Here is a 13,800-nt window from a genome sequence, read left to right on the forward strand (position 1 = left end):
AACACAGCCAGATTTTTGTTGATTTTGAAAAAAATAAAAAGAAAAGAAGTTTTAAAAGAAAAATGGTGCTGGGCATAACACCCAACACCAAGTTTGTCTACAGTCTGAAATCCCGGAAATCAATCCGGGATCTTTCATTACACAGAATCTTCACATAAGTATTTTTAATGGTTTTTGTTGTTTTTTGGTTTCTTGCGTGCCATCATGCCGCCGATGCGGCCGGTTTCTTTGGCGGAGAGGCTTTTCCAGCCTCCTTCTAAGACTTTATCTAATATGCCAAGTTCCTGGGCGATTTCGTATTTGGTCTTCTCTTCAGGGGTGAGATTGCCGGATTTGTAGGCTTCTACTTCTTTGTCCTTGTTCATATGTCTATGCTCCTTTTTACATTGTTTGGATGTATATAGGGAGTATGGACAAAATATAGAAAGTTTATACCCAATGAACGCAATTGTTATTTAGTGGGTTAAAAGTTCTTCAAGGCGGACGCATTCGGGCAATGGCTGGGACCCGACCCACTAAATTGCAAGCTTATACTATTTTTTATGCCTTTGGAATAATGATCGCGGCGATAATGTAGGCCCAGATCCCGGCGCCGCCGAAGCAGGTGAGGATTACCCAGGCCAGACGGACCAGGGTTGGATCGATGTCGAAGTACTCGGCGATACCGCCGCAGACACCGCACAGCATACAGTTTACAGTTGATTTGTATAAACGCTTATTACTCATAATAGCTTCCTCCAATCTTATAAACTTAGTCTTCCCCGTCAAACTCCACATCAATCTCTCCCATTCCACACTCCAGCACCATGCTTCTGCTGGCACCATCGTTGGAAATGGTTTTCTCGATGCCAAAACCGCTGTACTCAGAATCTCCCAGATCGATCTCGCCGATTCCGCAGGTCAGCTCATAATCGTAATCCTTCTCTTTGCCAGCCATGGTCAGAGAGATCTCACCTGTGCCGCATTCTGCACTAAGATCCGGGGTATCAAGCATATCAATATCAAGGGTTCCAGCTCCCACCTGAAGGGCACAGCTCTTTGCCGTAATGGTGCCACAGCTGCTGAACTCTCCAGCGCCTGCCTCCAGTGAAAAATTCTCCGCCTGCAAGTCACAATCCAGCTCAATAGTTCCAGCATCAATGCCCATCACTACGCTGCCGAACTTTTTCCCGGCAGGTACACTGACCTTGACCCGCTTCTGCTTTTTGCTGGTGCCGCTGTGGGTATCTGTGATGGTGATCTTCCCAGAGGACTCATTCACTACAACATCCTGCTTGGTGTCATTTGCGACCTCCACCCGGATCTTGTCGCCGTCATATTCCCGAAAAAGAAGCTCATCATATTTCAGGCTGATCTCCAGATCACTGGCAAACTCCAGCTCCACAGTGTCACCATCTGTGATATTCCAGTCCGTATCCAAAGTCCGGACATTTTTTCCGAAATGGATCAGCCCGGCCAGGGGATAAGCATGATCCCGAATGACCTCATCAGCCTGGTCAAATACGTTTCCCCCAGACTCCACTGCGGCTACGGAAATTCCACCAATGCACAAGCCGATTCCCGCCACAGCGAACACACCAGCTGCGATCAGCATTCCCTTTGTTCCTTTTTTCATGCTTGTTCCTCCTTTTTATTCCGATACAGGATTTTCTGGAAAAAGTCTGTCGTCTTGCGAAGGATCCATGGGAAAATTGTGGAGCCCAGCCATCCGGTCAAGATACAGAACAAAATTCCAATTGCCATGGAAATTCCACCAATTCCCATCACCAACAGGCCTACCGCCACATTACTAAACAAAAGCCCGACTCCTCCGCCAATGCAGGCGCAGCCAGCCACGATCAGTGCAAATGCCATCACTCCAGACACAAAAATGGCCAGAAACGGGAGCAGGACCACCACCAGCAGAACGCTGAACACACCGCTGGCTGCGGTTATAAGAAACGGGGACAGGAATACCAGGGCAATGAGAAGCAAAATAAATCTGCTGTTCGTTCCCTTTTCCTTCGGGTGATAACCATCCCGGGCACGCCTGGATTTTCCTCCATTTTCCTTTTCCTCATAATAATTTTCATTCTCTGAAAAACCACCCCGTACCTCCGGTACGTACGAATTCCCGGAATCCCGCAGATCCTCATATCCGTTCTCGGTGTACTGGGCATAACTGTCATTGCTCTCGTCCAGGTCAGCCTTTATAATGGCGGCCACCTTTCCCGGACTTCCCAGCTCTCTGATCACGGAAGCTTCATTCTCAGGTCCGGCTTCGTCAAAATAACTGTTGTAATAAGCCAGCGCCTCCTGCCGCTCCGCTTCCGAAATATCAGACAGCAGCTTCTCCAGCTGTTCCATAAACTGCGCTCTGTCCATATCTGCTAATTCTCCTCCCTTTTTCGGCTGCTGTCCACATTCTGGTCAGAAGCCTCAAACATACTGCTTATCTTCGTGGAATAATTCTTCCACTCAACCTTGTACAAATTCAGCTGTGCCTGCCCTTTCTCCGTCAGCTTGTAATATCTGCGGTTCCGTCCGGCATAGGCCTGGTCATAGACCTCCAGGCAGTCATCCTTCTGAAGGCGGCGCAGCACCGGGTAAAGAGTGGATTCGGAAATATCCAGAACTCCCCGTACATCCTGGGTGATCTTGTATCCGTAAGTACCTTGTGGCTCCTTGGACACAACCGCCAGGACAATGGCGTCCAGAAGTGCAGCTCCTGTGTTAAATACCATCTGATCACTCCAATCATATTATATGGCTCATCAATATTGTTTGGTTGATAATACTATACGCTGTATAATATAGTTTTGTCAATACTATCTTATAATATTTTACTCGTTATCTTATCAGAAAAAAGGCGCAGCCACAGCCGCACCTTTTTTCAAATATATCTTATTCTTTCAGCAAATAGGCATACTTCCGCATTTGCATTCTCAGAAGTGACTCCACGCGGCGGCAGACGTTCTCCGGGTAAAATTCAGCAGCATTTTGTAAAATATTTTTCACATCCTGTATTTCAAAATGAAAATGCTGCTGAATTCCATATGGCTCTTCTGCCGCTTCCAGCTGTGCATCAAAATCAACGCTAAAAGGCTTTGCCTGAATTTTCTTCATGCACTGCTCCAATTCCATATCTAAAGCATAATCCTGGGTGGTATCTGCCAACAGGCATAATCCCTGGTCGAAAAAAGGACTTTTGGAATACCTTCCCGTTTTTTCATCATAAAGCACCGCAATATTATTCGTATGTCTATCTTCATTTAGAAAAAAAGCATCAATTTCCAGCATAGCGGTAATATATTTGCCAAATTCTTTTATTTGCGTAATCTCCTCAATCTTCTGCACCAAAAACTCTATACGATCTTTCACATCTGTAAATTCTGCCAGCTTCACAGCCAGGCTTTCACCCGTATACTGGCGAAATAATTTTTCAAGAGGGATCAAAATCTGTCCATCTTTCCGAAAATCCCTGCTGACACAGGCATTCATAAAGCTGCCATTATATTCAATTCTTGCCAGCTCGTATGTGACAAAAGGATACTTCATAGTACTCTTTTGTAAGAGGCTGGAAACAAGGAGCTCCGAAAGACCTTCATAGCCCATATAATCAGCCTTGTACCAGATACCATCAATCTCCCATTTTCGCTGGTCACCTTTGGATGTATGACCTGTTTTATGAAAGAGAGAATACAGGTCAAGATTAATATGATTCACAGTATTTAATCCTCCTTTTTCAAGATCAGAATCCACTGGTAATCGCCTGCCATGTAGCCTTTGGTTTTCTCTATGATCAGAAGCGGATCATAAAAAGGAACTCCTATTTCCCTTAATATTTCTTTCGCGTGGTCGCGGGTTCTGGGGAAGCAGCGGTCTTCCAGGAAATATTCAAAATCTGCCCAGCTTGGATCTGTAACCACTCCAAATGCTCTTAAGGGAATTTGATCTGTGTAATTCTGTATTGCAATTTTCTCATGTCTGAAATCAATGTCAATAATCGTACAAAGTTCATTATGATTCATGAAATTCATACGCATTTTCACATCAGGGTCGTCGCTGAAATGGTGGGCACGTTTGATCTGACTGTAAATCGTCTGACGGGAAACCTGGTATTTCCTGGCAATAGAGGCGATTTTCTCCCCCTGGTCCTGAAGGGCAAGAATCTCGGCGATCTGTGGCTGGGTAAAAGAATTCTTTCTTCCTGAGGCATGCTTCTTCAACGCCTGCTCTTCTGCCATACAGCTATAGCGTCTGGCATTTTCAGAAATTACACGTAACCTTTCTATATCCGTTGTGCCAAAAATTTCCTGTATTTGTTCCTCGAAATTTGTACGTTCCCGATCTTTCATTTCATCACCTTCCATTTTTGTTATTTCGAGTATAACATGGCATAAAAAAAGTGTCAACAAATCAATTGTTGACACTTTTTGACATTGCCAAAGATTGCGTCCCGGAGGAGTTATTCTTCTATGCGGTTGGTGCAAATACCTTTTGCATCAAACTTATATTCCTTGCCAGTGCTTGATTTTACTGTGCATTTTTTGTACATTGCACCGGTTTTGGTGTTAAAGCAATACCACTTTCCATCTTCGTTCAGCCAGCCGGTATGGGCTTTTCCGTTCTCGCTTGGTTCAAAATAGTAGCGGACATCGTTTACTGTCTTCCAGCCGGAAAAACGGCGTCCTTTTTTGTCTACATAATAGCTTCCGTCATCCAGATTCAGAACTCTGTTCTTCTGTTTTTTCCCTTTGATGTAGTAGTAATAATACTTTCCAGACTTCTTCCATCCGTTCTTTTTATCTGGTGTTACCGTATCCTTTTTGGGCTCCTGCTTTGATACCTGGTTAAAATAACTTACAATTGCCCTTGCATCTGCCTGGCCTAATTTTTTCAGCTGCTTATTGGTCCGCAGATATTTATTTGCTTCAGAAGGATTGGAAATAAAGGCATGTTCAATGATCACACCTGGCAGATTCTGCTCTACGCTTTTCGCAACAATGGCGTAGTAATCTCTTCGTGCGCCATTTGCATAACGGCTTCCATCTGTACTCATCCGATATTCCATTCCGCCTGTAGACGAATATCTTTTGGACAGCCCCAATCTGGTCAGTTCTTTGATCACACATTTTCCAAAAAGCTGCTCTTTTTCCCATAAATAAGGACGGTAAGTTCCCTTGGAAATCAGCACGGACGCACCTTTCACGTAAGGACTTTCGGTGGAATTCACATGCTGGCTCACAAGCAGATCTGCCCCGTAGGCTTTCGCTGTAAGCACCCGGGAATCCAGTGCTTTATACTGGTTTTTGGTGCGTGTCATATAGACTTCGATATCTGGATATTTCTGTAATTCTTCCATGGTATAGCAGGCAATTTTCCAGTTGATGGTGGATTCTTTGTATACATGTCCTTTATGTACCACGTAGGATCCGGAGTCTTTTCCCCCGTGGCCAGGATCCAGTACGACCACATTTTTCTTGGTAAAAGTTTCTGTTTCTGCACTGGTTTCCATGCTGGCAAAAACAGGGAGCAAACAGGTCGTAAATACCATTGACAAGGTAAGCAGCATACCAAGCAGCGTTCTTTTCTTTTTCATATTTCTTTTTCATATTTCTTTCCCTTCCCTAATCATCTGCAAAGCTTTTTCAGGCTTCTTCGGCAGGAAGTTTATAAATACTGGTGAGAAGTTTTTTTCCTGTATTGGTCTTAAATACACGTTCTCTTGCAGTTAAAATTGCCGTTTCGGACATCTCACTTTCATCTGCATTTACAAGGAAATCGGCTTCCAGAAGAATGCGGTAGTCCATTCCGTCTACGTTTGTGTAGGTGTGATGATGGCTGACTAAATAGTTGATCCGGGACTTCATTTCCTGGTCAATCGCTATGTCTTTCAGGAAATCTTCCACCAGATCCGGGCTCTCTTTTTCCTGATTGGAGCCATTTGTATTGCCGTATTTTTGCCGGCAGACAGGGCAGGCAATGTCATGGATGACCGCTGCGATCTCCAGGGTTTCCTGCTGTCTTTCTGATAAATTTTCTATCTCGCCGATCATTCTGGCGTAGGTGTAAACCTTCAGGAAATGGGCGATATCATGCTTGTTTCCATCAGAATATGCTATCATTTTGGTGAGAACATTATTTATGGTTTTCTGTATTTCGGTCATGGGTTTTCTCCTTATTTTTGTTAAATCAATGTCTTTTTTGGGGCAGCTGCCATTGCAAAAAAGGAACAAAAATCAGCTGGCATAGGTGCTTCCAAAGTGATTTTTTCCTCTGTAAAGGGATGATAAAAAGTAAGCTTCCAGGCGTGAAGGGCAGCTCTGGTGAAGACTTTTTCTTCCCTGTTTTTCCAGCCTGTCTGCTGTCCTGGATCATCTCGGAAAGCCTCCTCGGGCTCCTTCTCATGATACAGCGTATCTCCCAGAAGAGGATGTCCAAGGCCAGCCATATGAACACGGATCTGGTGAGTGCGTCCGGTTTCCAGATGAAGCTGTACCAGGGATTTATCTTCGCAGCTTTTCAACACTTCATAATAAGTGACTGCGTGTTTGCTTCCTGGAAGCGTACCATCCGGGGAAGTTGTCATCTTCATGGGATTCTCTGGATCCGGTGCAAGGGGAACCTGAATCTTCCGGTCATATTCCGCTGGAAAATTCCCCTCCACAATGGCCAGATAGGTTTTCTGCAAACGTCCTTCTTCCCTCTGCTTCTGCAGTCTTGCCGCGGCAACCTGGTTTCTGGCGAATAGCAGAATCCCAGAGGTTTCTTTGTCAAGTCTCCCTATGGAACGAATACGGGTGGCTTCCCCTTTGCTACGGAAATAGGCTGCGATCTGGTTGGAAAGGCTGTCCCTGTAGTGACTTCCAGAGGGATGAGTTACCATTCCGGCGGGCTTATTTACCGCCAGCAGGTCCTGGTCTTCATACAGGATCTGTAAGTTTTGGTGGAGATTCTGTGCAGTTTCCCAGACAGGATCTGTTGATTTCGGACTTTCCTCATTTAAATTTCTTTCAGAGAAATCCGTCAGCTTTTCTATAGGCGCTTCCAGCTGCCCGGAATCCGTCTCCCTGGTTTCCAGGCAGACACGTATCACATCCCCCACAGCTGCACGCTCCGTCACCCGGCACTGTTTTTCATTCTTACAAATGCCCCCTGGCCGAAACTTCGCCTGGCTGATCTGCTTTTTTGTAAGCCCCGCCTGAGCGCGAAGGATATCCCCCACTTTGGAAGGCTCTGTGACTTTTATTTCAAGATATCTTTCCATACTTCTATAAACAGCATTCGGCTCTTACATAGGTTTGCACACATCCACCCACTCTTTGTATCCGGAATATTTCTCCATCTCCGGAATGGTGAGTTCGATGGCGCTGTTGCTGCTGCCGCAGGCTGGGAATACGGTTTCGTATTTTTTCAGGGAGGCGTCCAGGTATACATTCACCCCTTCTTTTATTGCAAAGGGGCAGACACCGCCCACTGCATGTCCGATCAGTTCCACAACCTGGTCTGGTGTGAGCATTTTGGCTTTCTTTCCAAAAGTTTTTTTGTACTTTGAGTTGTCTATTTTCACATCTCCAGCGGATACGATCAGAATAGGCTCATCTCCCACCAGGAAAGAAAGTGTTTTCGCAATGCGCCCAGGCTCACAGTTCAGCGCCGCTGCAGCCAGCTCTACCGTCGCACTGGACACATCAAATTCCAGCACCTTGGATTCCATTCCATATTTTGAAAAATATTGCTTTACTTTATCAACTGACATTTCATTCTGCCTCCAGTTTTCTGTAATTATGTCATGTTTAGATTATTTTGACATCACCACATTAGTGTAGCACAAAATAAAAGTTTATAGAATCCCCTAATATTTGATTTTATAATGGATAAGCCGAATATGGGTAAGAAAGCCAAAAGGTCGCAGAGTAAGCAACTCTGCGACCTCTTTTCGTCTCGTTAATATTCACACAGCCTTCCCGCATCATCAATGTAGAACACATTATCTGGTCCGATGTAGTAGCTGTCGCTTCCGTCGAAGTACATCACGTTTCCTTCACCGTCATACCAGTAATAGGTGTCGCCGGGATCACTTTCTTCTACGTAATCCTCGTCTGGAATATAATCCCCTCTTCCCTCTTCTTCGTCCGGGATATAGTCTCCCAGCCCATCTTCCTCTGGGATGTAGTCTCCGGCGCCATCATCCGTAGGCTGGGCTTCGTAGGCAACGGAATCAGACTCTCTGGAAAAAGTAGCGCCGGCATAAATGCTTCCATATCCGGAAATCACAGGACTGATCACCAGCTCACCGTTTCCATCCAAAGTCACATCTGCCACATAGCTTCCGCTGTCATTGATCAGCTTCAAAGCTGTTGTCCCTAAGGTTACAAAAGTGCCGCTGTCAAAAAGGTATCCGCCTGTTCCGTCTGCATTTCTGCTGTTGTAGATTGCCCAGGTGCCTTCGCCGGAGAGCTGGATGCACATGGCATTTAAATCCCCGTACTGGTACCAGTTGTCAAAATAGGAAATAAACATTTCCAGGCTTTTTCCGTCTGCGCTGGGGTCATAGTCCACCGCCTGGTCTGCACTGTTTCCTGTATTTTCCTCTTCTGTAAGCTCTGTCAGTTCCAAAGAGGAAATGGCATCCCGGTATTCCTCCTCCATTTCTTCTGCAAAACCCGCAGCTACTTCATATGCATAAGCAAGGGTATGGGTATCGGTCTGGAAATATAGCATTTTCCATTTGCGGGTGTCTTCATTGGTGCCAGTGGTAAACTCCAGTTCATAAGCCGGATATGTGAATTTCTCTGTGTATTCCGGATTCTGGACAGCTGTAAAATCCTTCATATCATATTCGCAAACCAGGGAAGCAAACTGCTCCATATATTCTTCCGGAGTGCCAGTAAATTCATTGTCATTTATGGCACTGCAATTGACGATCACGGTCATGGAATCCTCTGTCATATCAGAATAGAAATAGCCGCCTTCCCAGCTGGAATTGTTGTAGAGAGGGCGCAGTCCGGTATAGCGTTTACTGGACATGAGAACATAGCTTTTCTCATCTCCGGTATCCTCTGTTGCCTGACTGTCCGCATTGGCATTTTCGTCCGCCTTTTCCCCCTGCTCATCTGCAGTCCTGGTAAAAACAGCCTCTTCTCCATTTCCCATATGAAGGCTGTCTGCCGAATCCAGGTAAAAACCAGCCAGCCATACGCCCACCCGGTTGTACATGTCGTATCTGCCATTTCCGTCGTTGTATTCCTCTACATATTCCAGATACCCCTGAATCTCCCCGGCTTCTTTCGTATGATAGACAAAAAGTCCATCCACCGTCAGGGTAAGGGTTTCTTCCGTATCCTCACTTTTCCAGACACCGGAAAGGTTCTCATAATCTGGTACCGATTCTGATGCCTGGTTTTCTCCCTCTGCTAATACCTGAAAGCTATTTCCCGGCACAGCCACCGCCGCACACAATGTAAAAACAATCGCTGCTGCAAAAATTTTTCTTCTCATACTATTTTCCTCCTATTGAAACTTTTACCTGTTCCTGCCACAGTGATTTCTGTTTCCTTATCCCCTTATGCAATCACTCTTCGGCAAAGTTTTTCTAAAAACTTTTTTTGAAAAGATGCACTATCTTGGTTACTGTTCACTCCGTTCGCCGCAACCTATCCTGCATTCTCTATAAACAGAAATCCAGAATGTACTTTCAATATACGGTTTTCCATGCAAAAATAGTATTAACCTTCAGTTAGCTTTTCATTTCCAGCATCTCCAGAAGATATTTCCGCTTCACCCGCACCTCCCCTGGAATCTCCAGTTTGGAGTAAATCTGGTTGATGTATTGTTTCACAGTACCTTCTGATAAGTATAACTTCTGGGCAATTTCCCGGTTGCTCATATGCTTCGCCATCAACTCCGTGATCTCCAGTTCCCGGTCAGACAAGATTTTAAACGGCTCCGGATAGGCATCCTCTTTTCGAATCTCTTCACAATTCTTTTCCCACACTTTTCCCAAATCCAGGATCTTTCTCTGAAATTCTTCCGGGATTCCATAATATGGTCTTTGCAAAAGCTCTGCAAGATACGGGTAATTCTCCACAAATGGCATTAACAGTCCGTCCGGGACCGCCTGCTGGACAGACCTTTTTAAACACTCTGCTGCCCGGTCTGTTTTTCCAAGCTTCTGGTAGGCTGCCGCCAGCTGAAGCTGCACATGAAGTGCCACCAGACCATAATGAAGATTCTGGCACATGGCTAAAATCCCCTCACTTTTTCCGATCACCTTTGTGTACTCCCCCTGGGCCAGAGAGACCTGGTTCTCGATCATTTCCATCATAGGGCACCCTGGAGCGAGAACATTCACAGTGAAAAGCTGGTGTTCCCGAAAAAGCTGCGGGATCCTTTCCACCTGTCCTGTAATGGCATAATAATAGGCACATGTGCTGTCAAAAATATTCACCCACATGGTATTGTGCCCCTGTAAAAGCTCTTTTCGCCGATCCTCAAAAGGCTTTTCCGGCTTCTTTTTGGTACAGATGGACAGCCTCTGGGAAAGGAAATCACAGCACAGGGCGATACTTTCCTGTTCATTTAACCGCGCACTGACATAAGCCTGTTCCAGAACGATCTGGGCATCTACAAAATTCCCTCGCATAAAATCCGCTTCTGCACCCATGATCTTCTCTGCCCCCTGACCATGGCCGTTGGTGATCTTGTAATAATGGGGCATGCACTCCTTCATTTCTTCCAGTTCCCCATCAAGCCCTCCGGCTTCTCTGTGAAACATCATCAGCACCGAAGGCGAACCAAAGGTCCAGCCGCCATCCTTCCGGATACTGATGGCTGGTCTTGTCATTTTCTGGCTGGCGCTGCGGTGAAACTGGCTCATTTTGGAAATATCATTGTACATAAGAAAGCTTAGGATCAGGTCACACTCTCCTAACAGATTTCCACGCTCTTCTTCGCTCATCTGAGGATGTTCTTTTATGGCGGTTAGCAGGATTTCTTTTAGCTCCAACATCCTGGGAATGTTTTCCAGTTGAACATGCTGCGCATGAGTACCAGAATGGCAAGGGGATATTCTTTTAAAACAGAAAGCGGACACTTGTCAAGGGTTTCCAGAACCTGTTCCGGCTTCAGGGAGGCCAGCAGGATCCCGGCGTCTTTTTCTGCCACTCTCAGCATGGCGGCAAAATCTTCGCTCCCACGGTACGCTGCCAGCGCATGAATATAGTCCCCCTGATTTTCGTACCAGGCGCCATAACGGTCATAGTAAAAGCTCTGCTTCCTCTTATCCAGAGTCTGAAATGCCTGATGGGCACATTCCTTCATCATATGATGGAACCGGTATGTTTTCCCGTCACTTAGCCGGGTAACAAACGCATTTTGTCTGGTAAGGGTTTCCAGGATCTGGGATACCGCTTCCCTTCCTGTAACAAATTCCGCCATTTCTTCTGTAAACTCATCTGCAAGCCCCATGGCACTTAGAAATTCCCGCCGTTCTTCTGGCAGTGGATTTAGCATGGACGCGGAAAACATCTGGTAAATATCAGAGGTTTTCCCTGGCAGCTCCCCTACTTTCGAAAAAGAGCACAGGTTCAGATACACTGCGGAAAACCAGCCTTCACTGGATTTTAGGAGTTGTTCCAGCTGGCTGTCATTTAACCCGGTTCCGCAGCGGCGGGTATAGGCTGCCAATGCAGGCAGATCCAATCGCAGATCATCAATGTCAATCTGGTGAAGCCTTCCTCCCAGCTTTACGATCCACTCTCCTGTTATAAAATGGTCCCGGCTTGCCACGATCAGGTGCACATTCTCTGGAAGCCGTCCTGCCAGTTTGCAGAGAAATATGGCTGCTTTTTCGTCCTTTAATAAATGGAAATCATCTATAAAAATATAACAATCTTTGCATTTTTCCAGCTGATAGCACAAAATATCTGCCAGAAATCCGGATGACGCTTCGTCTGTAGGACAGTCATAATTCCTTAGGAAGTCCAGGCCTGCGAAAACGAATCCATTCTGCACACTTTTCCAGAAGATGGAAAGGTTTGGGGAATAGATGCTGATGCGGATCAGTGTGGACTGGTCTTCCCGGGAAAATCTGGACAGGTACCAGTTTACTGCCGTGGGTTTCCTTTGACAGGTAAACAGCAGCTGGATATATTTTCATTATAGTAAAAAACAGCTGAAATTCCAATTGATTATTTGGATTGTTGAATGGCCTTGTATCTGTAATTCTTGCTCTCTTTGGATGCAGTAACTGTTTGACTTCTTCTTATTCATCCACTATACTGTTGATTCAGAATCGGTTGTAATCCTGCCTTTTCCATGAAGGGGCAGAATCGCCGGATAAGAAGATAAAATTAAGGAGTTTTCCCTATGGATTCAGATAAATCAGCAGTTCTGCCACAGGCTTTTCTGGACAGAATGAAGGAGATGTTACAGGACGATTATGAGGCTTTTCTGGAGGCCTATGACCAGCCGCGTACTTATGGTCTGCGGGTGAATACCGCAAAGATTTCCTGTGAAGAGTTTGAGAAGATCGTTCCTTTTGAGGTGAAGAAAATCCCGTGGATTTCTAATGGGTATTTTTACAGTGAGGATGTGCGGCCTTCCCGCTGTCCTCTTTACCAGGCAGGGCTTTATTATCTTCAGGAACCCAGTGCCATGACGCCTGCTTCCCGGATTCCCATCCAGCCCGGAGAGTATGTGCTGGATATGTGTGCCGCTCCTGGAGGAAAAGCAACTGCCGTTGGTTCCGCACTGAAAGGGGAAGGGCTTCTGGTAGCAAATGATATCAGCACTACCAGGGCGAGGGCTCTTCTTCGGAATCTGGAGCTTTTTGGGATTCCCAATCTTTTTGTGGCAAATGAAAAGCCTGAGAAGATGGTGAAAAATTTCCCGGAGTTTTTCCATAAGATCATTCTGGACGCCCCTTGTTCCGGGGAGGGTATGTTCCGTAAGGAGGAGGCTCTTGCCAAAGACTGGACGCCTCAGAAATCGGAGGAGCTTTCCCAGATTCAGAAGCAGCTGTGCCTGAAGGCAGCAGATATGCTTCAGCCCGGAGGACAAATACTTTATTCAACCTGTACCTTTGCTCCTGGTGAGGATGAGCAGGTGATTTCCTGGCTTCTTAATGAGCGTCCGGAGCTTTCTCTTGTTTCTATGGAGAATTACGAGGGCTTTTCCACCGGCAATCCAGCCTGGGGGGACGGAAATCCCCAGCTGGAAAAATGTGTCCGTATCTTCCCGCATAAAATGCAGGGGGAGGGACATTTCCTGGCTCTTCTGCAAAAAGAGGGAACGGCTGGACCTTCCGCGGGAGCGTCTAAGGGTGGTCGTCTGGCGGCGGATGTGCGGAAATATATGGAAGCGTTTTTCGAAGAAATCGGGTTAAAAACACTTGGAGGACAGCCTTTTGACTGGAACCGGGTGGAGGTCCGTGCAGACAAGGTTTATTATCTTCCGGCAGTGTCCTGTAATTTCAGGGGACTTACGTTTATCCGCAATGGGCTTTATCTTGGAGATTTGAAGAAAAACCGTTTTGAACCTTCTCAGCCGCTGGCTTTGGCATTCCTGAAGGATGAAGTGGAGGCAGTGATTTCTCTCTCTGTGGAGGATTCTCGGCTGGAGCGGTATCTGAAAGGTGAGACATTGATTGTTGAGCCTGAGGAGGCTGCTCATGCGAAGGGATGGCATTTGCTTTGTGTGGAAGGATATCCACTTGGATTTGGAAAACTTGTGAATGGAACTTTGAAGAATAAGTATCCGGCGGGATGGAGAGTGTAAAGGAGGCGGCTTCGCGCTGCACCGTGATCTGCTCCGGCG

At 46.1% G+C, this 13,800-nt stretch carries 15 protein-coding genes; 1 reads left to right on the forward strand and 14 read right to left on the reverse strand.

Features of this window, described 5'->3' with window-relative positions:
- Window positions 1-164 precede the first annotated feature (164 nt).
- The 14 genes from ACTQ50_RS15075 to ACTQ50_RS15140 all read right to left on the reverse strand — a co-directional run bounded on the left by ACTQ50_RS15075 (window position 165) and on the right by ACTQ50_RS15140 (window position 11,997).
- Entirely contained in the window at window positions 165-365 is a 201-nt protein-coding gene (locus tag ACTQ50_RS15075) for a small, acid-soluble spore protein, alpha/beta type (RefSeq protein ID WP_226817885.1), read from the reverse strand.
- Window positions 366-540: 175 nt separating this feature from the next.
- On the reverse strand, window positions 541-726 hold the full coding sequence (locus ACTQ50_RS15080) for a PspC domain-containing protein (RefSeq protein WP_021924744.1): 186 nt from the start codon (window positions 724-726) through the stop codon (window positions 541-543).
- 25 nt (window positions 727-751) lie between these two features.
- Window positions 752-1,615 carry a DUF4097 family beta strand repeat-containing protein gene (locus ACTQ50_RS15085; RefSeq protein ID WP_441484873.1) on the reverse strand — a complete coding sequence of 288 codons (864 nt, stop codon included), beginning with the start codon at window positions 1,613-1,615 and terminating at the stop codon, window positions 752-754.
- Complete coding sequence (locus ACTQ50_RS15090) at window positions 1,612-2,364, reverse strand: DUF1700 domain-containing protein (protein WP_226817887.1); 753 nt, start codon at window positions 2,362-2,364, stop codon at window positions 1,612-1,614. The genes ACTQ50_RS15085 and ACTQ50_RS15090 overlap by 4 nt, the downstream gene beginning before the upstream one ends.
- Before the next feature lie 5 nt (window positions 2,365-2,369).
- Window positions 2,370-2,723 (reverse strand): PadR family transcriptional regulator, encoded by a 354-nt coding sequence (locus ACTQ50_RS15095; RefSeq protein WP_226817888.1) that lies wholly within the window; start codon window positions 2,721-2,723, stop codon window positions 2,370-2,372.
- Between the two features lie 160 nt (window positions 2,724-2,883).
- Window positions 2,884-3,705, reverse strand: coding sequence for a hypothetical protein (locus ACTQ50_RS15100; RefSeq protein ID WP_441484874.1), 822 nt, complete (start codon window positions 3,703-3,705; stop codon window positions 2,884-2,886).
- A 5-nt stretch (window positions 3,706-3,710) separates the two neighbouring features.
- Window positions 3,711-4,337 carry a helix-turn-helix domain-containing protein gene (locus tag ACTQ50_RS15105; protein ID WP_441484875.1) on the reverse strand — a complete coding sequence of 209 codons (627 nt, stop codon included), beginning with the start codon at window positions 4,335-4,337 and terminating at the stop codon, window positions 3,711-3,713.
- A gap of 110 nt (window positions 4,338-4,447) precedes the next feature.
- Window positions 4,448-5,581: an N-acetylmuramoyl-L-alanine amidase gene (locus ACTQ50_RS15110; RefSeq protein WP_441484876.1), complete on the reverse strand. Its 1,134-nt coding sequence runs from the start codon at window positions 5,579-5,581 to the stop codon at window positions 4,448-4,450.
- 49 nt (window positions 5,582-5,630) lie between these two features.
- Window positions 5,631-6,149 carry an HD domain-containing protein gene (locus ACTQ50_RS15115; RefSeq protein ID WP_441484877.1) on the reverse strand — a complete coding sequence of 173 codons (519 nt, stop codon included), beginning with the start codon at window positions 6,147-6,149 and terminating at the stop codon, window positions 5,631-5,633.
- A gap of 20 nt (window positions 6,150-6,169) precedes the next feature.
- A complete protein-coding gene (locus tag ACTQ50_RS15120) occupies window positions 6,170-7,249 on the reverse strand; it encodes an RluA family pseudouridine synthase (protein ID WP_441484878.1) in 1,080 nt (359 codons plus the stop codon).
- 24 nt (window positions 7,250-7,273) lie between these two features.
- A complete protein-coding gene (locus ACTQ50_RS15125; RefSeq protein ID WP_441484879.1) occupies window positions 7,274-7,741 on the reverse strand; it encodes a YbaK/EbsC family protein in 468 nt (155 codons plus the stop codon).
- A 188-nt stretch (window positions 7,742-7,929) separates the two neighbouring features.
- On the reverse strand, window positions 7,930-9,483 hold the full coding sequence (locus ACTQ50_RS15130; RefSeq protein ID WP_441484880.1) for a hypothetical protein: 1,554 nt from the start codon (window positions 9,481-9,483) through the stop codon (window positions 7,930-7,932).
- 238 nt (window positions 9,484-9,721) lie between these two features.
- Complete coding sequence (locus tag ACTQ50_RS15135; protein ID WP_441484881.1) at window positions 9,722-10,993, reverse strand: response regulator transcription factor; 1,272 nt, start codon at window positions 10,991-10,993, stop codon at window positions 9,722-9,724.
- A complete protein-coding gene (locus tag ACTQ50_RS15140) occupies window positions 10,981-11,997 on the reverse strand; it encodes a hypothetical protein (protein WP_441484882.1) in 1,017 nt (338 codons plus the stop codon). Before ACTQ50_RS15140 ends, ACTQ50_RS15135 begins: the two co-directional genes overlap by 13 nt.
- A 354-nt stretch (window positions 11,998-12,351) precedes the next feature.
- Between ACTQ50_RS15140 and ACTQ50_RS15145 the strand changes: the two genes are divergently transcribed.
- The gene (locus ACTQ50_RS15145; RefSeq protein WP_441484883.1) at window positions 12,352-13,761 is read left to right on the forward strand and encodes an RsmF rRNA methyltransferase first C-terminal domain-containing protein; all 1,410 of its coding nucleotides are present in this window, start codon (window positions 12,352-12,354) and stop codon (window positions 13,759-13,761) included.
- The last annotated feature ends 39 nt before the right edge of the window (window positions 13,762-13,800 follow it).

This window comes from Blautia sp. Sow4_E7, from assembly GCF_052116245.1.
Lineage (GTDB): Bacteria > Bacillota > Clostridia > Lachnospirales > Lachnospiraceae > Blautia_A.

Coding starts and splice junctions, on each gene's coding strand:
- ACTQ50_RS15125 (WP_441484879.1), bottom strand. CDS start 7,741: ATGTCAGTTGATAAAGTAAAGCAATATTTTTCAAAATATGGAATGGAA.
- ACTQ50_RS15090 (WP_226817887.1), bottom strand. CDS start 2,364: ATGGACAGAGCGCAGTTTATGGAACAGCTGGAGAAGCTGCTGTCTGAT.
- ACTQ50_RS15105 (WP_441484875.1), bottom strand. CDS start 4,337: ATGAAAGATCGGGAACGTACAAATTTCGAGGAACAAATACAGGAAATT.
- ACTQ50_RS15120 (WP_441484878.1), bottom strand. CDS start 7,249: ATGGAAAGATATCTTGAAATAAAAGTCACAGAGCCTTCCAAAGTGGGG.
- ACTQ50_RS15145 (WP_441484883.1), top strand. CDS start 12,352: ATGGATTCAGATAAATCAGCAGTTCTGCCACAGGCTTTTCTGGACAGA.
- ACTQ50_RS15095 (WP_226817888.1), bottom strand. CDS start 2,723: ATGGTATTTAACACAGGAGCTGCACTTCTGGACGCCATTGTCCTGGCG.
- ACTQ50_RS15135 (WP_441484881.1), bottom strand. CDS start 10,993: ATGTTGGAGCTAAAAGAAATCCTGCTAACCGCCATAAAAGAACATCCT.
- ACTQ50_RS15115 (WP_441484877.1), bottom strand. CDS start 6,149: ATGACCGAAATACAGAAAACCATAAATAATGTTCTCACCAAAATGATA.
- ACTQ50_RS15075 (WP_226817885.1), bottom strand. CDS start 365: ATGAACAAGGACAAAGAAGTAGAAGCCTACAAATCCGGCAATCTCACC.
- ACTQ50_RS15110 (WP_441484876.1), bottom strand. CDS start 5,581: ATGAAAAAGAAAAGAACGCTGCTTGGTATGCTGCTTACCTTGTCAATG.
- ACTQ50_RS15130 (WP_441484880.1), bottom strand. CDS start 9,483: ATGAGAAGAAAAATTTTTGCAGCAGCGATTGTTTTTACATTGTGTGCG.
- ACTQ50_RS15080 (WP_021924744.1), bottom strand. CDS start 726: ATGAGTAATAAGCGTTTATACAAATCAACTGTAAACTGTATGCTGTGC.
- ACTQ50_RS15085 (WP_441484873.1), bottom strand. CDS start 1,615: ATGAAAAAAGGAACAAAGGGAATGCTGATCGCAGCTGGTGTGTTCGCT.